Consider the following 19,587-nt stretch of genomic DNA (forward strand, 5'->3'; position numbering starts at 1 on the left):
CGCCAGAACCAGCCAGACCGCGTGAAAGCCTTTTTCGGCAAGGAAGAAGTCCGCTACGCCGCAGACTAGCCTGCCACATTTGCCTTACGGATCAATAGAACCCGAAACGCCACTCACGACCACCGGTACCCACCACGTTCCGGCGCCCTTGGTCGCGTGCACCGACGTCAGGCGGCGAAGTGCTCCAGCAGGAGGACCTGCGCCTCACCGACGGCGAAGCCGAGGACGGCGCCGGTCGCGATCAGGATCCATTCGTCCTGCTGGAAGGCGGGCCGCAGCAGTCCCTCGAACTCGCGCGGCGACAGCTCCTTCATCTTCGTCACCAGCACGTTCCGGATGTCCATCGCGTCGGTCGCGTAGTCCTCGATGTACCGCATGGTCTCCGGCAGCTTGTCCATGATCTTCTCGGCGATGTTCAGCTTCATGTCCTGATACCGCCTGCTGCCGACGGCGAACACCACCAGCGGTTTCCCGACGCCGACGCGGCGTCCGAGCTGTTCGTCGAGCTGACGCTGGATGAGCCCGAGCACCCGGTCCGACAGCGGGCCGCGCAGCACCGCCTCGATCACGTTGTGCGGGGTGATGATCTCCTTCGCGATCAGCGCGCCGTACGCCTCCGCGACCTCGCCGCGGCGCTTCAGGAACAGGCCCTGCCAGCGCACGCCGAAATACCGGCGTTCCTCGAGCGGGTAGAAGATCATCCGCAGGGCGAGCCAGTCGGTGAACCAGCCGGTGAAGAGGCCGAACAGCGGCATGATCAGCGGGAACTTGAACAGCACCCACGCGACCATCTGGATGACGCCGATGAGCCCGCCGAAGAAGATGCCGGAGCGGGCGATGAACTTGAACTCCTTGTCGCCCGCTTCCTGGAAGATCCGGTTCAGCAGCCGTTTGTCCTTGACCAGTGCGGTGACCACCATGCCCTTGAGGTCGAACACACTGTCCACATCGGACTTGATCAGCTCCAGCACGGCCGCGACCATCCGCGGCGTCTCGGCCTGGACGCGCTGGATCACCAGCCGCTGCATCCCCACCGGCAGCGATTCCCACAGCCCTGGCTGATAGTGGGCGGCCACGTCGCGCACGATGTCCTCGACGGCGGCCTGGAGCGGTTTTTCGATCTCCTTGGCGATTCTCTGCGGATCGAGCCGGGCGACGACCTCCGCCGGTTTGATCAGCTGCTCGGTCATCGTGTCGCAGGCGATGCTCGCCATCCGCGCGGCGCGTTTGGGCACGATGCCCTGCCAGCCGAGGAAGGGTTTGATCCCGATGAACTCGACCGGCTGGAACATCATCCGGATCGCGACGAGTTTGGTGGTGTAGCCGATCAGGGCGGCGACGATCGGGATGGAGACGTAGATCGGCCAGTGCGCGCCGAAATCGGCGAGGATCCCGTCGAGGAACGCACCCATGGCGAGGTCAACCGGCGCTCGGGTCGCAGGCCTGCCAGAACTGGGCGCCGAGCCGGGAAATATGGACCGTGCGTTTGACGAACTTGGCCCGTTTGACCGATTTTTCCGCCTCGCGGACCGTCTCGTCGGTCAGCAGGATCTCGTACTGCGTCTCCAGCGCGGGCACCTCTTCGTCCAGCTCGACCAGGCCGAGCCCGATCAGCCTGGTGAGGTAACCGGGCACCTGGTCCGGCAGCGACACCCCGGCCGCCTTGCCGACGGTGGAGGCGTTGCGGAGCACGAAGCGCCCGGCGGCACCGAGGCTCGTCCGCTCGGCGACGTCGACCGCCGGGAACGGCGAGCCGTCGGAGAGCGCGGAAAGAATGCGGGCCTCGTCCGGCGTGAGCTGCCGCAGGATGATCGCGTAGAGGTATTCGCGGGCCCGCTCGCGGCCGAAGCCGATCGAGTGGTTGAGCAGTTCGGCCATCGCGGCTCGGAGCGGTTCGAGCCGGTCGCGGGTGTGCACGAGGGTGATGGTGGCCTCGACCGGTCGCGAGCCGTTGGTGTCGGGCCGGTTCATCGCGGACGCGGCGGTGAGCGCGGCGTGGTACGGGTCGTCGACCTCGTCGAGACGCCGGCGCAGCTCCGAGAGCAGCTGCCGCTCGCCTTGTTTGATGACGCTCTCCGCGATTTCGACGCCGGGGAGCTTGCGGGTGAACTCGAAACCCGTGCGCGCGGCCCAGCCGGCCAGCTGTCCCGCGCGTTTGGCGAAAGCGGCCAGGTCTTCACCGGCGGGTCGGTCGTTGCTCACGGGCACTCCCCTCACGTTCGCGCTGATGCTACCTGCGAGTAGGCCGAATGGCCGAAATTGTGATCGACGTGGGTGTTTGGATGGTCGGCATGAGCTTCACGCGCTGGGGTCCGCCGATCGACGTCCTCCCGCTGTTCGCGCGGGAGGAGCAGGCTCTGCTCGACGTGCTGACCGGGCTGGACGCCGAACAGTGGGCCGCGCCGACGGTCTGCACGGGCTGGACGGTGCACGATCTCGCGGCCCACGTCCTCGGCGACAAACTCGGCAGGCTGTCGCGCGACCGCGACGAGTACCGGACGACGGCACCGCGCGAGGGTGAGCGGTTCGGTGACTTCATCGACCGGATCAACGACGAATGGGTGGTCGCGTGCCGTCGGCTGTCCCCCGAAGTGCTGTTCGCGATGCTGGTGGACAGCACCTCGCAGATCGCGGAGATGTTCGGCCGCTCCGACCTCGACGCCGTCGGCGATCCGGTGAGCTGGGCCGGGGACGAGCCCGCGCCGGTGTGGCTCGACGTCGCCCGCGAGTACACCGAGTTCTGGGTGCACCAGCAGCAGATCCGCGAAGCCGTCGGCGCGCGGATGCTCGACGAGGCGGAGTTCCGCGGGCCGGTGGTCGACACCTTCATGCGGGCGCTGCCGCACACCCTGCGTGACGTCGACGCCCGCGCAGGCAGGCAGGTCGGCTACACCGTCACCGGCCAAGGCGGCGGGAAGTGGACGGCACGACGAGCGGCCGATGGCTGGGAACTCGACCGCGTCGCGCCGACGTCACGCTCGCCGCTGGCCTCGGTGACGACGGACGCGGACACCTTCTGGCGGCTGTGCACCCGGAACCCGGCGGACCGCGACCGCGTCACCGTCGAGGGCGACGAAAACGTTTGCGCCACCCTCCTCGGGATGACGTCGATCATCACATCAGGTAACGGCCGACCTTCTCCGGCCGGATGACGAGCCGCACGAGATCGAGGGTCTGGATCCCGGCGAGTTCGCCGGCGTGGGCCGGGTCTTCGAGGTCCCAGTAGCGCTCGGCGAGCCGGGCGGCCAGCTCGTGCGCCCCGTCGGGTTCCACCGTGGCGCGGCCGGAGACCGACACCCAGCGCTCTCGCTCGCCGACCGGCGCGGCCACGATGATCGACGCGCGGGCATCGTCGTCCAGCCGACGGACCTTGGGCGACTCGCGGGGTGTGAACAGCTGGATCACGCCTTCGCCGGTGGCCTCGAACCACACCGGCCGGACCGGGCCGCCTGCCACGGTCAGGAACCCGTGCAGGGGTCGGCGAAGGAATTCGAGGTCGTCAGTGGTCAGCATGAGCTCGATTCAACCTGGCGAGCTTGGACGTGCCCATAGGTGAAAGGCCGGATCGCCTGTGTATTCGTCTAACCTCGCCCGCGTGGACGTCTTCAGTGACCTGATCCGCGGGGTGCGCTCCCACGGCTCGTTGTTCGGCAGTACGACGCTGTCCCCGCCGTGGGCGCTGCACTTCGTGGACGGCGCGCCGCTGACCCTGTGCGCCGTGCTCACCGGGGCGGGTTGGATCGTGCCGGAGGACGGTCCGCCCGAGCCGCTTCGCGCCGGCGAGACGGTCATCGTGCGCGGACCCGCGACGTTCACCTTCGTCGACGAAGTCGGCACGTCGGCCGAGCCGATCGCGTGCGGCGAGCACTGCGCGACACCGGAACAAGGCGGGACCCGGCACCGGCTCGGCTGGGTCGACGACCCCGGGGGCGAGACGAGCTTGATCGTCGGCGCGTACCCGGTGCGCGGCGAGATCGGCCGCCCGCTGCTGGACGCGCTGCCCGTCGTGCTGCGGGTGGACTCCGGGGGCGCGGGCGACCCGGTCCTGGCGCATCTCGCCGCCGAAGCCGCCGTCGACGCGCCGGGGCAGCAGGTGGTCCTCGACCGGCTGCTCGACTGGATGCTCGTCTGTTCCCTGCGAGAGTGGTTCGACCGACCGGGCGGCGAGCCTCCGGCGTGGTGGGCGGCGCAGCGGGATCCGGTGGTCGGCGACGCGCTGCGCCTGCTCCACACCGAACCGGCGGCGCCGTGGACGGTCGGCTCGCTGGCCGCACGGGCCGGGGTTTCGCGGTCGACGCTGGCCAAACGGTTCGCCGACCTGGTCGGCGAACCACCGCTGACCTATCTCACCCGCTGGCGGATGACGCTCGCGGCGGATCTGCTGACCGGCGAGGAGTCCGCGACCATCTCGGATATCGCCCGCACCGTCGGCTACTCCGACGCCTTCGGGTTCAGCGCGGCGTTCAAACGCGTGCGGGGCGTCAACCCGAGCGAGTTCCGTCAGCGCAGCTGATGCCGGGACTTCTTGGCCTGCTTGCGCAACTGCAGGATCCGGGCGCCGCCGACGAGCGCGACCAGCGCGCCGCCGGCGATCACGGAGAACAGCATCGCGACCGCCAGCGGCATGCTGCCGGACATGCCGAGGAAGTGGACGGTGGCCGTGTCCTGGTTCTGCAAGATGAACACGAGCAGGAACACCAGCACGATCAGCGCCACGATGACGGCGATCCAGGTGCCGCTCACCCGCGTCCGTTTGAGCTTCGGGCCGGCGTCGAACTTACCGCTGTGGCGTGCGCCGCCCGCGGTTTCGGACGGTTTGACGGGAACCTCGGCGGTGCCCTCCTCCGGCTGCGTCATGCAGGACAGTGTCCGCCGAAGCGGGCTTGATCGCGCTCTCAAGCGTCCGAACGGGTGACCTCGTCCGCCGCGCGCAGCACTCGCAAGGTGTTCTTCCCGGCCAGCTTCGCGCAGTCCTCTTCGCTCCAGCCGCGTTCCAGGAGCGCGGCGAACAGCACCGGATACTTCGAAACGTCTTCGAGTCCTTCGGGCAGCGTCGCGACTCCGTCGTAGTCCCCGCCGAGTCCGATGTGGTCGACACCGGCCACTTCGCGCGCGTGCTCGATGTGCGCGACGACGTCGTCGATGCCCGCCGTCGGCTTCTCGGGGCCGCCTCGTTCTTCGGTGAACTTCGCGCGCTCGTCGACGTTCCGGTAGTCCTTGCCCGCGGCTTCCATGTCCCGGTGCAGCTGGTCGCCCCATTCGGAGACCTTCGGCGAGATGAAGCCCGGCACGAACGTCACCATCGCGACGCCGTCCTTGGCCGCCAGCGTTTCCAGCACGTCGTCGGGGATGTTGCGGGGGTGGTCGTTGACCGCGGCGCAGGAGGAGTGGCTGAAGATCACCGGCGCGGAGCTGACCTCCAGCGCGTCGCGCATGGTGCTCGGCGCGACGTGCGAGAGGTCGACCAGCATGCCGATCTTGTTCATCTCGCGGACGACGTCGCGGCCGAAGCCGGTGAGCCCGCCGTGCGCCGGTTCGTCGGTGCCGGAATCGGCCCAGGTGGTGTTGTAGTTGTGCGTCAGCGTCATGTAGCGGACGCCGAGGCGGCGCAGGATCCTCAGCACACCAAGGGATTCGGCGATGCTGTGGCCGCCCTCGGCGCCGAGCAGCGACGCGATCTTTCCGTCGCGGAACGCGGCTTCGGCCTGGTCTGCGGTGTCCACGAGGGCGAGACGATCGGGGTATCGCTCGGCCATCTGGTGCACGATCTCGATCTGTTCGAGCACCGCCGTGACCGCGCTGTGCCCCTCGAACTGGCAAGGCACGTAGACGGACCAGAACTGCATCCCGAGCCTGCCTTCGGCGAGCTTCGGGAAGTCGGTGTGCAGATGCGGCTGACGGACCGTGAGATCCGTGCCCGCCACGGCCTCGACCGGATCCGGCCCGGTCGTGACCCGCAGTTCCCATGGCAGATCGTTGTGCCCGTCCGCGAGGAGGACCCTGTCGAGCAGGGCCTGGGCGCGGACGAGGTCCCCGTTAGTCATCGGACGATGCTACGTTCGCGTGCTTTGCTCTTCCCGCTCCGGGTTGAGCCACCCCGCGGCCGCTACCAAACCGTTGTCGGTCACCTGGTGCCCGCCGGGATGCCGGTGCGCGACGACGTCCGCGCCGCGTTCACGCAGGTCACGGACGAGCGTCTCCGCCGAGACCAGCGGCGCCATCGGATCCTGCTCGCCGTTCGACAGGAAGACGCGGGTACCGGACAGATCGTTGCGCGGCGGGGACGGGACAGGAGACATCGCCGCGAACAGCGCGGCCTCCCTGACGGCGTCCGGGCGGAGCAGGGTCACCGCGGCGGCGATGTTGGCGCCGTTGGAGAACCCGATGGCGACGAGCCGCCGGTCGCCGAGGCCGTACTCCTCGCGCGAGGCGAGCACGAAATCGGCCAGCTGGTTCGCACGGAAGACGACGTCCTCGTGGTCGAAGACGCCTTCGGCCAGCCGCCGGAACCACCGGGCCGCGCCGTGTTCCGACACCGGCCCGGCCGGCGCGAGCAGCGCCGACTCCGGGCTCAGCCGCCGGGCGAGCGGTACGAGATCGTCCGGCCCGCCGCCGGTGCCGTGCAGGAGCAGCAGCACCGGCTCGCCGGGCGCTCCTTCGACGTACTTGTGCACCAGATCCGTCATCGCGGGTTGTTCTCGCTCGGAAGGTCCAGTTTCGGCAGCATGGCCTCGATGTCCTCGCGTTTGGGTTCCAGCCACGGCGGGAGTTTGAGCGCGCGGCCGAGTTCGAGCAGTGGCTCGTCGATCGCGAAACCGGGTTCGTCGGTCGCGACCTCGAGCAGGGTGCCGCCCGGCTCGCGGAAGTAGATCGAGCGGAAGTACTGACGGTCCAAAATGGACGTCACGTTCACGCCGTCGTCGATGAGCTCGTCGCGCCAAGCGGCCTGGGTCCGCTCGTCCGGCGCGCGCCAGGCGACGTGGTGCACGGTGCCCGCCGCCACCAGTCCGCGCGGGGCGTCGGGCGTCACGAGGACGTCGACGAGCGCGCCGGGGCCGCCCTCGCCGGCGGAGAACCGGAGGCGGTTGCTCTCCTGGTGTTCGAAGCTCAGGCCGAGGCCGTCGGTGAGCATCCCGGCCGTCGCGTCCTCATTGGAGACCGAAAGCGTGACCGAGTGCAGCCCGCGGATCGCGTGTTCGGCGGGAACGAGCTTCGTGTCCCACGGGTCACGCGGGTCGCCCTGGGGATGCGCGACGAGCGCGAGCTTCAGGCCGTCCGGGTCGGCGAAAGTGAGCGTCTCCTCGCCGTCGGAGTTCCGGATCTGGCTGGTCTCGACGCCACTGGCGGCGAGGTGCTGCTTCCACCAGCCGAGCGACGCCTCCGGCACGGAGAACGACGTCGTGGTCGCCTGGCCGGTGCCGTGGCGGCCCTTCGGCGCGTCCCGCCACGGGAAGAACGTCATCAGCGAGCCGGGCTTGCCGGACCCGTCGCCGTAGTAGAGGTGATACGTGCCGGGGTCGTCGAAGTTCACGGTGGTCTTCACCAGCCGCAGGCCGAGGGCCCGGGTGTAGAAGTCCGCGTTGCGCTGGGGATCGCCACCGATGGCGGTGACGTGGTGCAGGCCCGAAGTCTTGATCGACATGGTGCCCTCCTCTGAAGCCGGTGAAGTCAAGCTAGCCCGATAACCTCTCGCGCGCAAGATATATTCCAGGAAGAGTTTTGGGTGTACCCTCGCTCGCGTGACAGTGGTGAAACCGGAGGAACCGAACGACGACGAAGTGGTCACCTGGTGGGGCCTGGTGATCGAGGGCTACCTGGCCACACAGAACAAGCTGATGGGCGAGATCGCCGAACGGTTCGGCCTGGCGCCGGCGTCGTTCGACATCCTGCTGCGGCTCGTGCGCTCGCCCGAGCACCGGATGCCGATGACGCGGCTGGCCGTCGAGGCGGCGTTGTCGAGCGGCGGGTTCACCAAGGTCGCGGACCGGCTGGTCGCCGCGGACCTGATCTGCCGCGTGCCCAGCCCGGACGACCGCCGCGTCACCTTCGCGGCGCTCACCGAGCACGGGCTCGACGTCGCGGAAAAGGCGCGGGAAGCGTGCGCGGAGATCCTGCGGCGCATCGTTTTGACTCCGCTCGGTGACGACGCGCACGACCTGGCCGAGGCCATGCGGACGCTGCGCACCGTCAACGGCGCTTGACACCTTCGCCGTATCTCGCGTGCTTGGCGCCGTATCTCACGTGATCAGACACGGAACTCGCGTGATCGGAGGCGAAACTTCGAGTTCCGCCTTCAATCACGCGAGTTCCGGCCTCAAACACGCGAGATCGCCGTCTGATCACGCGAGATCCGCTTGCAATCACGCGAGTCGTCCTTCAGCTCACGCGAGCTTGGGCCCGCGGCGCCGGATCGCGTGCCCGGGAGGCCTGCCCGCGTGATCGGATAGCGAACTCGCGTGATCGGGTGGACGTCAGCCGGGCAGGGGTGAAGCGGGATCGGGCTGGTAAGCCCGGACCTCGTCCATGTCCCGCACCAGTTCCCGGATGACGTTGCGCCGGATCTTCCCGGTCGCCGTCTTCGGCAGTTCGCCCAGCTCGACGACGCTCCGCGGCCGTTTGAACGACGCGAGCCCGGCCCGGCAGAACTCGATCAGCTCGTCCGGGTCGAGCCGGTGGCCGGGCACGCCGACCACGCACGCGACCGGTTTCTCGATGCCGTCGGCGTCGAAGGCGGCCACCACCGCGACCTCGGCGACCGCCGGATGTTGCAGCAGCCTGTCCTCGACCTCCGCGGGCGACACCCAGATCCCGCCCGGTTTCAGCATGTCGTTGAAGCGCCCCAGGCAGGTGTAGGTGCCGTCGGGGTTACGCACGAAACTGTCGCCCGTCCGCAGCCACTCGCCCTGGAAGACCTGCTTCGTCGTCTCGTACCGCGCCCAGTATCCGGTCGCGATCGACGGTCCGGCGACGAACAGTTCACCGGGCTGACCGTCCGGCACCGGCTCGCCGTGTTCGTCGCGCAGCGCGATCTCGTAGCCCGGCACCGGTGTCCCGGTACTGCCGGGACGGACCTGACGCGGCCGGTTGGACAGGAAGATGTGCAACGCCTCGGTCGAGCCGATCCCGTCGAGGATCTCCACGCCGAACCGGTCGCGAAACCGTTCGTACAGCACGGCGGGCAGCGGTTCGCCCGCCGAAACCGCTTGGCGCACCGAGGCGAACGTGTCGTCGGGGATGTCGCCGGCGAGCAGCGCGGCGTAGAACGTCGGGACGGCGAAGAACAACGTCGGCCGCTCCGCGCGGACCCTGGCGGCGATCAGTCCCGGCGTCGGCCTCGCCGGTTCGAGCAGCGTCGTCCCGCCGGCCGCGAGCGGGAAGAACGCCGAATTCCCCAAGCCGTAGGCGAAGAACAGCTTCGGCACGGAGAGGAACCGGTCGTTCGGCCCGATGTCCAGCACGCCGCGCGCGTACGTCTCGCAGACCTCGCGGATACCCGCGTGCCGGTGCATCGCGCCCTTCGGCTTACCGGTCGTCCCCGAGGTGTACAGCCAGAGCGCGGGCGAGTCCTCCCAGGTCGGCGCCGGTTCGAAACCTTCGTCGTCCACTGTGGACAGGTCGGCCCACTGGTGCGCGCGGATCCCGGCCGGCAGTTCGGCCGCCTTCGCCCTGTCCAGCACGACGTCGGTGACCTCCGGCGCCAGCCCCAGCGCGACCGTCGCCTGCGAGGCGAACTCGCCGGAGACGCACAGGACCCTGGCCCGGGAATCGGCGAGCATCTTGCCGAGATCCAGGCCGGTGACCATGGTGGACACCGGCACCGCGACGGCTCCGGCCAGCATCGCGCCGAGGATCCCGGTGAGCAGCTCGACGTCGTCGGCCATGCAGAACATGACCCGCTCTTCCGGACGGACGCCGATCGCCTTCAGTCCCGCCGCGACCCGGCGGGTTTCGGCCGACAGCCCCACGTACGTGAGACTTCGCCGCGGGGAAACAACCGCTTCCTTCGTGCCCCGCCCTTCCGCCAGATGCCGGTCGAGCAGGTAGCTCGCCGCGTTGAACCCGGTAGCAGCAGCGGTCACGGGCGCACCTCTATCGCTCAGCTCAGGTAAACGTATTCGTAGTCGAACGGTTTCCCATTGATGCCCTGGCGTGGCGGCGCCACCCAGCTCGCGATCTTTCCTCGCTCGTACACCGGGTGCATCAGCGATCGGACGAAGGTCAGGTCTTCGGGGGTAGGCAGCCACTTGCGTTTGCCGGCCAGCCAGGTCCGCTCGTCGACAACGGTGCCGTCGGGCGTCACATGGTGGCCGGAGTTTATGCCGACTTCGCGATTGAATCCAGGGTGCGGGAGGACGAATCGAAAGTCGACGCCCGCCTCGTCGAGGATCTTGTTCCAGCGGTTGACCCCGGTCTGGCAGTCGGCGCGGTACTCCTCCCGCAGGTCGAGGTTCAGCAGCAGGATGGCGGCGTGTTCCTCGCTCTCCCAGGTGCCGTCGGCCTTCGGCCTGGACAGCGATCCGGCGGCGTCGGTGAGCTTGTGGTCGTCCTTGCGGCGAGGCTCCTGCCAGCGTCCTTTCAGTCCGGCGGTGTAGTAGTTCGCCGCGTTGGTCGACGTCTCCCCGCCGAACAGGTCGAGCGAGACGGTGTAGTGGAAGTTGAGGTAACGCTGGATCACGTCCAGCGGGATGCCGCCGTGCCCGGCGATGTCGAAGGTGTCGTGCTCGCGGATCAGCTCGGCACTGCGGGTGACCACCCGGTCGACCCCGGTGGTGCCGACGAACATGTGGTGCGCTTCTTCCTTGAGCATGAATTCACAAGTGCGGGAAAGCGGGTCGAAGCCGCTTTCCTTGAGGGTGCCGAGCTGATATTTGCCATCCCGATCGGTGAAATAGGTGAACATGTAGAACGCGAGCCAATCCGCGGTCTCCTCATTGAAGGCGCCGAGGATCCGAGGGGCGTCCGGACTTCCGGAATTCCGGAGCAGCAATCCTTCCGCCTCGTCCCGGCCTTCGCGACCGAAGTAGGCGTGCAGCAGATACACCATCGCCCACAGATGACGGCCTTCTTCGACGTTGACCTGGAAAAGGTTCCGCAGGTCGTAGAGGCTCGGCGCGGTGAGGCCCAGCAGTTTCTGCTGTTCGACCGACGCGGGTTCGGTGTCGCCCTGGATGACGATGAGCCGCTGCAGGTCGGCGCGGTATTCGCCGGGAACCTGCTGCCAGGCGGGCTCGCCCTTGTGCTCGCCGAAACCGATGACACGATCGGGGTCCGGCTCCGCGAGGAAGATCCCCCACCGGTAGTCGGGCACGTTGACGTGGTCGAAATGCGCCCAGCCGTCGCGGCCGACACTCACCGCGGTGCGCAGGTAGACCCCCTGCGTCCGCAGGGTGGGCCCCATTTCGCCCCACCAGTCCAGGAACTTCGGCTGCCAGCCCTCCAGCGCCCGCTGCAGGCGGCGATCGCCGGAGAGATCGACGTTGTTGGGGATTCTGGCGTCATAATCGATCTTGGTGGGCATGCGCTGTTCAAACCCGCTTCCTGTCGAAGACGGCCTTCTGACCGGTACCGTAGCGACGCAGCGCACCCTCCGGGCCGGATGCGTTCGGACGAGTGAAGATCCAGTTCTGCCAGGCGGCGAGCCTGCCGAAGATCTTGCTTTCCACCGTCTCGGGACCCACGAACCGGTGGTTCGCCTCCATTCCGGTCAAGGCGTCCGGGCTGAGCGAGGCCCGCCCTTCCAGCGCGATCCGGATCTCGTCCTCCCAATCGAGGTCGTCCGGGGCGTCGGTGACCAGGCCGAGTTCGTTCACTTCCGCCGGGCTCAGCGCCTTGCCGCGTACCTCCGCGAGCCTGGTGACGTGGTCCGGGTCCCCGAAGAAGCGGGATTCGAGGCGAGTCAAGCCGTTGCCCATCGGGAAGCGGCCGAAGTTGGCTTCGGACAACGTGATCGCAGCTCGTGCTTCACTGTCTTCGTCGTCGATCGGCGGACCGTCCAAGATGTACTGACGGTCGGCGGCGAGCGCGAGCTCCAGCAGGAGCCCGGCGTAGCAGCTTCCCGGCTCGATGAGGGCGATCAGGCTGCGGCTGGTGACGTCCAGGCGTTTCAGCGTCCGTTTGAAGTAGTGGACGATTTCGTTGCTCAGACAGTCTTTCGCGTCGAATACGGCGCGTTCGTGTTCGAGGACCTTCGCCGGATCGCCCTCGGTGCGGAGCACCCACGTGCCGAGTTCGGGTTCGTTGGTGCGCAGGCGAAGGATCGCGTCGTCCAGCTCGCGGGTGACGTCCAGCAGCCAGCCGTCGTCGTCCTCGGGCCCCTTGACGGTGATCGTCGCTTCGGTCCCGGTGCGGGCGATGTCGACATAACGATGCTTGAGCGGCTTGAGTTCGACACCTTCGCCGTCGAGCCGCTCGCTTGCCCGAGCGAACTCCTTCGCCCTGGCCAGCACGGCTTCGCGGAATCCCTGCCGCGGTACGAGTTCGTCGACCAGCCGCCAGTCGACGGCGGTCCGCCCCTTCACTCCGTCGGGGCGAGTGGCGAAGACGTCGGCGAGGTCTCGCCGCACACCGCGTTTGTCGACCACCCGGGTGAGCCCGCCGGTGCCGGGCAGGACGCCGAGGAGCGGCACCTCCGGCAGCGCGACGGTCGAGGAGTTGTCGTCGACCAGCAGGATCTTTTCGCAGGCGAGCGCGATCTCGTAGCCGCCGCCGGCGCAGGTGCCGTTGACCGCGGCGACGTAGAGCTGGCCCGAATGCGCGGCGGCGTCCTCCATGGCGTTGCGGGTCTCATTGGTGAACTTGCAGAAGTTCACCTTCCAATCGTGCGACGACGACGCCAGCATGCGGATGTTCGCGCCGGCGCAGAAGACGTTGTCCTTCGCACTGGTCACGATGACCACGCTGACTTCGGGATGCTCGAACCGCAGCCGCTGCGTCGCGTCGTACAGCTCGATGTCGACGCCGAGGTCGTACGAGTTGAGCTTGAGCTCATAACCCGGGACGAGGCCGGCGTCCGCGTCGACATCGAGTTCGAGCCACGCGACGTCGCCGTCGGTGGACAGTTTCCAGTGCCGGTAGCCGCTGGGATGACGTTCGAACGTCACCGATGTGGTCCGCGTCACCCTTCAGATTGTCTACATTGCACTGATCAGCGTCAATGTTATGTAGAAAGTTGGTCACGAAGCAGGTCGAGGAAACGAACCCAGTCGGCACCCTTGCGAATGACCGACGACAGGGCGCCGACCAGGAGATAAACGTCGGCGACGGTGCAGTCCGACCGGAGGCGACCGGCGGCCTGATCGTGGGCGATGATCTCGGCGACCACCGTTTCGAGGCGTTCACGCGCGGAACCGCGCGGCTCGCTCCCCGGCCGCCCACGAGCCGAGTCGATGGCGGCGGTGAGGCCGCGATCGCCTGCCAGCACCTCGCCGACATACCGGAAATAGCGCTCCAGCCCGGAATCCTCGCCGAAACAGTGCACCCGGGCGTACTGCTCGATCTCCGCGAACCGGTGCTCCGCCGCCGCCTCGACCAGCGCCTGGCGATCCGGAAAATGCCGATAGACGGTCCCGACGCCGACGCCGGCCGCGCGGGCGATCTCCGGCATCTGCACGTCGTCCCCGCGTTCGGCGAACAACGCGCGCGCGGCGTCGATCACCCGTGCCCGGTTGCGCTCCGCGTCCGCTCGCGGCTTGGTTGACAACCCGCCCTCCTCGCGATTAAGTGGAAACGGAGTCCGTTTCCGATTGAAGGGCAGCATAACATGTCGAAGGACCGTTTTCTCCTGCTCAAACCTGGTGAAGCCCGCCCCGGCCGCGTGCCGCTGCCGCGCGCTTTCAGCGTCAAGGCGATGACCGAGGACACCGAGACGAGGTTCTCGTTGCTCGAGGTCACCCTCGCCATGGACATCCCGACGCACGTACACCACGAGGCCGACGAAGGCATCTACGTCCTCGAAGGCGAACTCGGGATCGACTTCGACGGCGAGAGCCACATCGCGACGAAGGGCACGTTCGTCCTGCTACCGCGCGGTGTCCCGCACGCCTTGCGCCGCGTCTCCGAGCCGCCCCGGGTTCTGCAGATCTCGTCGCCCGGCGGCTGGGAGCACTACCTGGAAGACCTGTTCGAAGCGGGACCCGCCGTCTTCACCGAGGGCGCGATCGACCCGGCGAAGATCAATCGGGTCGCCGCGCCCCACCGCATCACCTACGGCGGTTAGGCCGTGGGCACGGGCACCCGGTTGAGTTTCGTCGCCGCCCACGTCACGAAGACCCACAAGGCGAGTGCCGAGGCCGTGTCGGTGTAGATCGTGGCGAACCAGAAGGCCGGGATCTGCGGCACGGCGACCAGGAAATGCCCGAGGCTCGCGAGACCGGACAGCGAATAGACCATCAGGAACGCGAGCGCCCGCCAGTAGCGTCCGCGCAGGTAGTCGCGGTAGCCGGCGAGACCGAACGCGGTGAAGACGAAGTACGCGACGGCGACCAAGGTGGCGGCGACCCCCACCGGGATCCCCTCGATCTGCGGATAGTCCGCCGCCCTGATCACGTTGTGCGCGTAATGCAGCGTGGTGGACAGCAGCGTGAAGGCCAGGATCGGCCGCAACGCGGTGAGTCCCTTGCTTTGCAGAGCTTCCATGTTCGCCCCCTTGCGACTTGATAGATCGCTCTAGCGAGAGGGTAGACCATGGCGGGCGAGAGATGAAGGGACCTTTGCTACCGCGGGGGCGACCAGAGGTCGCGAAAGCCACTTTCGCGACGTCTGATGTCCCGAAAGTGGCTTTCGCGACATGCCCAGCCGCGGCGCCCGAAGCGCTGACCTGTGAAAAGAGAGCAAGGGACCTTTGCTACCACCTGACCCACCGCACCCCTTCAGCTCTCGGAAATGTCGGTGGGTGCGCGTAGAGAAGGAGGAGTGCCCGAACCGACCGTGCCCCTGATCGGGGTCGAGAACCTCAAGATGCCCGAGTGGGCCGCGGTCGACGAGACCGTGGCCGCGGCGGGGATGCTCAAGGCCATCCGCACGCTCCCGTCCGCCGTGGCCATCGTGCTGCGGTTGGCCTGGCGGACGTCGCCGCGGCTGACCCTGCTCGCCGGCGTCGTCCACCTCCTTTCCGGCTGTGTCACGGCGTTCGGCCTGCTGGCCACGGCGAACGTGTTCATCGCGCTGCTGGAGAACGGGCCGACGCCGGACAGGGTGCTGCAGTCGCTGCCCGCGCTGCTGGTCGTCGTCGGCACGTACGCCTTGCGCGCGCTGCTCGACACGGCGGTGGCCGCGGTCGAGGGCGCGCTCCGGCCGCGGGTCGTGACTTCGGCGGGCGACGAGGTCACCGCCGCGATGGTCCGGGTGCGGCTGCTGGCCTTCGAGGACGCCGACTTCCGGGAGCTGGCCAGGCAGGGCGCGCGCTACGGGGTCCGGTCGATCGAGATGAGCCTGCGCTGGCTCGCGGATCTGACGTCGGCGCTGATCTCGCTGGTCGCCGCGCTGGTGGCGGCGGGCCTGCTCAACCCGTGGCTCGCGCCGGTGCTGCTGCTCGCGGCGGCGGCCGACGGCTGGGCCGCGGCGAAGGTCGCGAAGCTGAACTACCGGCATTACCTCGACACCGTCGGCCGCAACATCCGGAAGGGGATCGTCGAAGAGGTGGCCACGTGGCGCCAATTCGCCCTCGAGCGGCACGCCCTCACCCTCCAGGAGCCGTTGCTCCAGGAGTACCGGCGGATCACCGAAAGCCTGATGCGCGAAGAGGTCCGGCTCGCGCATCGCAGCAACCTGGTCCGCCTGACCGGGCGCGCGGCGGCCGGGGTCGGCACCGCGATCGCGTATCTGGTGCTCGGTTTCCTGCTCTACAGCGGGCAGATGGAGCTCGCCCTCGCCGGGACGGCCGCGCTCGCCATGCGGACGGCGTCGAATTCGCTGTCCATCACGATGCACGCCGTGAACTCCCTGTACGAGGAGTCGTTCTACATCGCCTTCTTCCACCGGCTGCTGGTCGAATCCGAGAAACGCGGCCCCGCGAAGAGTGGCGTCGCCGCTCCACCGGATCCGGCGGAGATCCGGCTGGAGAACGTCGGTTTCACCTATCCCGGCCAGCAGAACCCCGCGCTGCGCGAGGTTTCGCTGACCATCCGGCGCGGCGAGGTGATCGCCCTCGTCGGCGAGAACGGTTCGGGCAAGACCACGCTGGGCAAGCTGCTCACCGGGCTCTATCCGCCTTCGGAGGGAAAGGTGTACTGGGACGACGTCGATCTCGCCGGCGCCGATCACGAGTCGGTGCACACCAATATCGCCGTGATCGCCCAGGATCCCGCCGAATGGCCGATGACCGCGGAGCACAACGTGACCGTCGGCAGGCTCGGCCGGGAAGACCCCGAGCGCGTCGCCTGGCAGGACGCGATCACCTCCTCCGGCGCCGACGAGGTGATCGAATCCTTGCCCGCCAAGGAGAAAACGGTGCTGTCCAAGAAGTTCAACGACGGTCAGGACCTTTCGGGCGGGCAATGGCAGCGGATGGGCATCGCGCGCGGGATCTACCGTGACGCCGCCGTCCTGGTCGCCGACGAGCCGACGGCCGCGCTCGACGCGAAGGCCGAGGCTCGCGTCTTCGCCGGGCTGAGGCACGCGAGCGTTTCGGGGGCGGGCAGGCGCACGACGATCCTGGTGACCCATCGGCTGGCCAACATCCGCTCCGCGGACCGGATCCTGGTGCTGGAGAAGGGGCGGCTGATCGAGCAGGGCACGCACGCCGAACTCATCGAGGAAGGAGGGCTCTACCACGAGCTTTACGAAATCCAGGCTCGCGCGTATCGCGGCGAGTGAACGGGTAACCGGTGGACGACAAGGACCCGATCCACCGGAGGGAACCATGTCCGACCAGGAAGATCGCGAAGCCGCAGACGGCCCGAGCCCGGCCGACGTGTCCGAAGAGGCCGTCCAGCTCAGCAGGCCCGACGGCGGCGAACCGGGCGACACCGAAGCGGAGGAAATCGCCGAAGACGAGGGCACGCAGCGAGCCGCCGGGCCGGAGAGCCAAGCCGTCCACATCGAGGACACGTAGCCGTTTTCGGCTTTGGCGGTCACACTGTCGTGATGCCGGAGAAGATCGCCGACGTGAACGGCGTCCAGCTGTGCCACGAGACGTTCGGTTCGCCGGACGGCAGGCCGCTGCTGATGATCATGGGCCTGGCCTCCCAGATGATCTGGTGGGACGACGAATTCTGCGAGCAGCTCGCGGGCGAGGGGTTCTTCGTCATCCGCTACGACAACCGGGACGCCGGCCGGTCCAGCCGGATGACCGGCCGGGCGAACCTGCCGCTCGCGTACGCCCTGCGCACGGCGCCGTACTCCTTGGCGGACATGGCGGGCGACGCCGCCGGGCTGCTGACCGAGCTCGGCGTCGGGAGCGCGCACGTCGTGGGCGCGTCGATGGGCGGGATGGTCGCGCAGACGCTGGCCATCGAGTATCCGTCGCGGGTGCGCTCACTGACGTCGATCATGTCGACCACGGGCAACCGGTTCGTCGGGCGGCCGAGCGCCAAGGCGATGGCGATGCTGCTTTCGGCGCCCCCTCGCGGCCGCGAGGAGTACGTCGACTCGCTGGTGCGCACGTTCCGCGTCATCGGCTCGCCCGGTTACCCCTTCGACGAGGCCCGGATGCGTGAGCGCGCGGAGCGGTCGTTCGATCGCGGCGTCAATCCCGGCGGGACCGCGCGGCAGCTGGCGGCGATCGTTTCGAGCCGGGATCGCTTTCGCGCGTTGCGAAAGGTCGAGGTGCCCGCGCTCGTCGTGCACGGTTCGAAGGATCCGCTCGTGCACGTTTCCGGCGGCCGGGCGACGGCCCGCGCGCTGCGGGAGTCCGAAGTGGACATCGTCCCGGGGATGGGGCATGACCTCCCGCGCGCGATCTGGCCCCGGCTGACGCGCGGTCTGGTCCGGACGGCCGACCGCGCCGACGTCAAGACCCGGCGAGCGTGATCGAGCCCAGATGCGAGAAGTGCGCCGCAACCCGTGAACCCGGGCGCATGTCGACCGCGTCGGTCATGCCGCCGGTGAAGACGAGCCAGCCCGGCTCCAGCGCGCGCCCGCGCGCACCGAGGGCGTTGGCCGCCAGCGCCAGCGCTTCCGCCGGATGTCCCAGCACCGCCGCCCCGGTGGCGGTGTCGACGATCGCGCCGTCGACCTCCAGCAGGGCCGCCTCCAGTGAGAGATCCAGTGTGGACGGCTGTGCGCCCACCGGCCCGAGCGTGACGTACGCGGAAGAACCGTTGTCCGCCACCACGTCCGGCAGCTCGAAGCGATAGTCACGGTATCGGCTGTCGATGACCTCGACGCCGCCATAGACCCGGTCCACCGCCGCCATCGCGGTCGCCGCTGTCACGCCTGGACCTGAAAGACGTTGTCCCAGAACGAAAACCAGTTCCGGCTCAGCACGGGGATGGATCAGAGACGGCACGGGCACCCCGGCGGGCAGCACCATCGCGTCGGTCAGCCACGCGAGCAACGGCGAGTCGATCCCCATCCGCTGTTGCTTCGCTCGCGAGGTCAAGCCGAGCTTGAGTCCGATCAGCGTCTCGCCGCGCTCCAGCCTGAGCCGGAGCGCCTCGTCCTGGATCGCGTACGCGGTGTCGACGTCCAGCTCCGGCCACGCGTCGGTCAGCGGCTCGCGTTCTTCGCCGGACAGCAGCGCTTCGGCCGTCTCCCGCACATCAAGGCTCACGGCCGTTCCTCCCCGGAGAACTTCGCGGTGACACTGCCGAGCCCTGCCATCGTCGCGACGACGGTGTCGCCGGGACTCACCGGGATCGCCCGCGTCATCGAACCCGGCAGCACGACATGCCCCGGTTCGAGCGCGACACCGAGCGGGCCGACCGTGTTCGCGAGCCACACCAGCGCGTTCACCGGCGAGCCGAGCACCGCGCCACCGGCGCCGGTCGCCGCGATCTCGCCGTTCTGGTGCAGGACACACCCCACCAGCCGCAGGTCGATGTCGCCGATCGCGGTCGGCCTGCTGCCGAGGACGACGCCGCCCGACGACGCGTTGTCCGCGATGGTGTCGACGATGCTGATCTTCCAGTCCCGGATCCGGGAATCGACGATCTCCAGCGCCGGGACGACGAAGTCCACCGCCCGCAGCGCGTCCGCCACCGTGACGCCGGGGCCGCGCAGCCGCGAACCGAGCACGAACGCGATCTCCGGTTCGATCTTCGGCTGCAGGAACCCGCAGATCGGGATCGGCTGGTGTTCGAGGTGGAACATCGAAGCGGTCAGGTGGCCGTAGTCCGGCTGGTCGACACCCATCTGCCGCTGCATGGCGGCGGAGGCGAGGCCGACCTTGTGCCCGCGCACGCCGTCGCCGCGCTCGGCCCAATGACGGACGAGCCGCTGCTGGATGCGGTACGCGTCCTCCAGCGTCGCGGCGGGATACGTCTCGATGAGGGGCGCGATCGGCTTGCCGGTCTCGTACGCGCTGAGCAGCGCGGCCGCGGCCTCCTGCAGCGTGCTGGCGTCCATGGGCTCCTTCCGACCAGTCGGACTCTGCCTCTTCGAAGGGGGCCGCACAAGACGCCCGTTCCGCTGGCCGGTACGAGACAGATT

Annotated in this window: 21 protein-coding genes; 7 read left to right on the top strand and 14 right to left on the bottom strand. The window is 68.5% G+C overall.

What is annotated here, in order from left to right; genetic code table 11:
* Positions 1 to 167: 167 nt before the first annotated feature.
* Together ACIRGA_RS29100 and ACIRGA_RS29105 are read right to left on the bottom strand one after the other, a co-directional pair.
* Positions 168 to 1,412 carry a DUF445 domain-containing protein gene (locus ACIRGA_RS29100; RefSeq protein ID WP_400946725.1) on the bottom strand — a complete coding sequence of 415 codons (1,245 nt, stop codon included), beginning with the start codon at positions 1,410 to 1,412 and terminating at the stop codon, positions 168 to 170.
* A 7-nt stretch (positions 1,413 to 1,419) separates the two neighbouring features.
* Positions 1,420 to 2,202 (bottom strand): Abi-alpha family protein, encoded by a 783-nt coding sequence (locus ACIRGA_RS29105; RefSeq protein ID WP_400946728.1) that lies wholly within the window; start codon positions 2,200 to 2,202, stop codon positions 1,420 to 1,422.
* Between the two features lie 80 nt (positions 2,203 to 2,282).
* Here ACIRGA_RS29105 and ACIRGA_RS29110 point away from each other — a divergent pair, with 80 nt between their 5' ends.
* Positions 2,283 to 3,152 carry a maleylpyruvate isomerase family mycothiol-dependent enzyme gene (locus ACIRGA_RS29110; RefSeq protein WP_400946897.1) on the top strand — a complete coding sequence of 290 codons (870 nt, stop codon included), beginning with the start codon at positions 2,283 to 2,285 and terminating at the stop codon, positions 3,150 to 3,152.
* Here the strand turns inward: ACIRGA_RS29110 and ACIRGA_RS29115 are convergent.
* Positions 3,115 to 3,513 carry a pyridoxamine 5'-phosphate oxidase family protein gene (locus tag ACIRGA_RS29115; RefSeq protein WP_400946730.1) on the bottom strand — a complete coding sequence of 133 codons (399 nt, stop codon included), beginning with the start codon at positions 3,511 to 3,513 and terminating at the stop codon, positions 3,115 to 3,117. The two genes, ACIRGA_RS29110 and ACIRGA_RS29115, sit on opposite strands and share 38 nt — an antisense overlap.
* A gap of 82 nt (positions 3,514 to 3,595) precedes the next feature.
* On the opposite strand from ACIRGA_RS29115, the gene ACIRGA_RS29120 reads away from it, so the two are divergent.
* Positions 3,596 to 4,513: an AraC family transcriptional regulator gene (locus tag ACIRGA_RS29120; protein ID WP_400946731.1), complete on the top strand. Its 918-nt coding sequence runs from the start codon at positions 3,596 to 3,598 to the stop codon at positions 4,511 to 4,513.
* Here the strand turns inward: ACIRGA_RS29120 and ACIRGA_RS29125 are convergent.
* The 4 genes from ACIRGA_RS29125 to ACIRGA_RS29140 are packed head-to-tail and all read right to left on the bottom strand — an operon-like array spanning position 4,501 to position 7,642.
* Positions 4,501 to 4,857, bottom strand: a complete 357-nt coding sequence (locus tag ACIRGA_RS29125; RefSeq protein WP_400946732.1) for a lipopolysaccharide assembly protein LapA domain-containing protein — start codon at positions 4,855 to 4,857, stop codon at positions 4,501 to 4,503. The genes ACIRGA_RS29120 and ACIRGA_RS29125 overlap by 13 nt on opposite strands.
* A 38-nt stretch (positions 4,858 to 4,895) precedes the next feature.
* Positions 4,896 to 6,044, bottom strand: a complete 1,149-nt coding sequence (locus tag ACIRGA_RS29130; protein WP_400946733.1) for a dipeptidase — start codon at positions 6,042 to 6,044, stop codon at positions 4,896 to 4,898.
* Between the two features lie 9 nt (positions 6,045 to 6,053).
* Entirely contained in the window at positions 6,054 to 6,686 is a 633-nt protein-coding gene (locus tag ACIRGA_RS29135) for an alpha/beta hydrolase (RefSeq protein WP_400946735.1), read from the bottom strand.
* Positions 6,683 to 7,642, bottom strand: coding sequence for a ring-cleaving dioxygenase (locus ACIRGA_RS29140; protein ID WP_400946737.1), 960 nt, complete (start codon positions 7,640 to 7,642; stop codon positions 6,683 to 6,685). The genes ACIRGA_RS29135 and ACIRGA_RS29140 overlap by 4 nt, the downstream gene beginning before the upstream one ends.
* Positions 7,643 to 7,739: 97 nt before the next feature.
* Between ACIRGA_RS29140 and ACIRGA_RS29145 the strand changes: the two genes are divergently transcribed.
* A complete protein-coding gene (locus ACIRGA_RS29145; RefSeq protein ID WP_400946740.1) occupies positions 7,740 to 8,201 on the top strand; it encodes a MarR family winged helix-turn-helix transcriptional regulator in 462 nt (153 codons plus the stop codon).
* 270 nt (positions 8,202 to 8,471) lie between these two features.
* Here the strand turns inward: ACIRGA_RS29145 and ACIRGA_RS29150 are convergent, their stop codons facing one another.
* Genes ACIRGA_RS29150 through ACIRGA_RS29165 form a run of 4 tightly spaced genes read right to left on the bottom strand, consistent with a single transcriptional unit; the run spans position 8,472 to position 13,699 of the window.
* On the bottom strand, positions 8,472 to 10,079 hold the full coding sequence (locus ACIRGA_RS29150; RefSeq protein ID WP_400946743.1) for a benzoate-CoA ligase family protein: 1,608 nt from the start codon (positions 10,077 to 10,079) through the stop codon (positions 8,472 to 8,474).
* Between the two features lie 17 nt (positions 10,080 to 10,096).
* Positions 10,097 to 11,518: a benzoyl-CoA 2,3-epoxidase subunit BoxB gene (gene boxB, locus ACIRGA_RS29155; protein ID WP_400946745.1), complete on the bottom strand. Its 1,422-nt coding sequence runs from the start codon at positions 11,516 to 11,518 to the stop codon at positions 10,097 to 10,099.
* 7 nt (positions 11,519 to 11,525) lie between these two features.
* The gene (gene boxC / locus ACIRGA_RS29160) at positions 11,526 to 13,118 is read right to left on the bottom strand and encodes a 2,3-epoxybenzoyl-CoA dihydrolase (protein WP_400946748.1); all 1,593 of its coding nucleotides are present in this window, start codon (positions 13,116 to 13,118) and stop codon (positions 11,526 to 11,528) included.
* A gap of 38 nt (positions 13,119 to 13,156) precedes the next feature.
* Complete coding sequence (locus tag ACIRGA_RS29165; protein WP_400946751.1) at positions 13,157 to 13,699, bottom strand: TetR/AcrR family transcriptional regulator; 543 nt, start codon at positions 13,697 to 13,699, stop codon at positions 13,157 to 13,159.
* A 60-nt stretch (positions 13,700 to 13,759) separates the two neighbouring features.
* Between ACIRGA_RS29165 and ACIRGA_RS29170 the strand changes: the two genes are divergently transcribed.
* Positions 13,760 to 14,215 (top strand): cupin domain-containing protein, encoded by a 456-nt coding sequence (locus ACIRGA_RS29170; protein ID WP_400946754.1) that lies wholly within the window; start codon positions 13,760 to 13,762, stop codon positions 14,213 to 14,215.
* Here ACIRGA_RS29170 and ACIRGA_RS29175 read toward each other — a convergent pair.
* Complete coding sequence (locus ACIRGA_RS29175) at positions 14,212 to 14,634, bottom strand: hypothetical protein (RefSeq protein WP_400946756.1); 423 nt, start codon at positions 14,632 to 14,634, stop codon at positions 14,212 to 14,214. The genes ACIRGA_RS29170 and ACIRGA_RS29175 overlap by 4 nt on opposite strands.
* A gap of 276 nt (positions 14,635 to 14,910) precedes the next feature.
* On the opposite strand from ACIRGA_RS29175, the gene ACIRGA_RS29180 reads away from it, so the two are divergent.
* From ACIRGA_RS29180 to ACIRGA_RS29190, 3 genes are read left to right on the top strand one after another with little or no spacing between them, the layout of a single operon-like run.
* Entirely contained in the window at positions 14,911 to 16,812 is a 1,902-nt protein-coding gene (locus tag ACIRGA_RS29180) for an ABC transporter ATP-binding protein (RefSeq protein ID WP_400946759.1), read from the top strand.
* Positions 16,813 to 16,858: 46 nt separating this feature from the next.
* The gene (locus ACIRGA_RS29185) at positions 16,859 to 17,050 is read left to right on the top strand and encodes a hypothetical protein (RefSeq protein WP_400946762.1); all 192 of its coding nucleotides are present in this window, start codon (positions 16,859 to 16,861) and stop codon (positions 17,048 to 17,050) included.
* A 32-nt stretch (positions 17,051 to 17,082) separates the two neighbouring features.
* The gene (locus ACIRGA_RS29190) at positions 17,083 to 17,967 is read left to right on the top strand and encodes an alpha/beta fold hydrolase (protein ID WP_400946765.1); all 885 of its coding nucleotides are present in this window, start codon (positions 17,083 to 17,085) and stop codon (positions 17,965 to 17,967) included.
* On the opposite strand, the gene ACIRGA_RS29195 is transcribed toward ACIRGA_RS29190, so the two are convergent.
* Both ACIRGA_RS29195 and ACIRGA_RS29200 read right to left on the bottom strand, forming a co-directional pair.
* A complete protein-coding gene (locus ACIRGA_RS29195) occupies positions 17,948 to 18,709 on the bottom strand; it encodes a 2-keto-4-pentenoate hydratase (RefSeq protein ID WP_400946768.1) in 762 nt (253 codons plus the stop codon). The genes ACIRGA_RS29190 and ACIRGA_RS29195 overlap by 20 nt on opposite strands.
* Positions 18,706 to 19,503: a 2-keto-4-pentenoate hydratase gene (locus ACIRGA_RS29200; protein WP_400946771.1), complete on the bottom strand. Its 798-nt coding sequence runs from the start codon at positions 19,501 to 19,503 to the stop codon at positions 18,706 to 18,708. The genes ACIRGA_RS29195 and ACIRGA_RS29200 overlap by 4 nt, the downstream gene beginning before the upstream one ends.
* Positions 19,504 to 19,587: the final 84 nt, after the last annotated feature.

Origin of the sequence: Amycolatopsis sp. NPDC102389, assembly GCF_044765885.1 — a bacterium.
Classification (GTDB): Bacteria; Actinomycetota; Actinomycetes; order Mycobacteriales; family Pseudonocardiaceae; genus Amycolatopsis.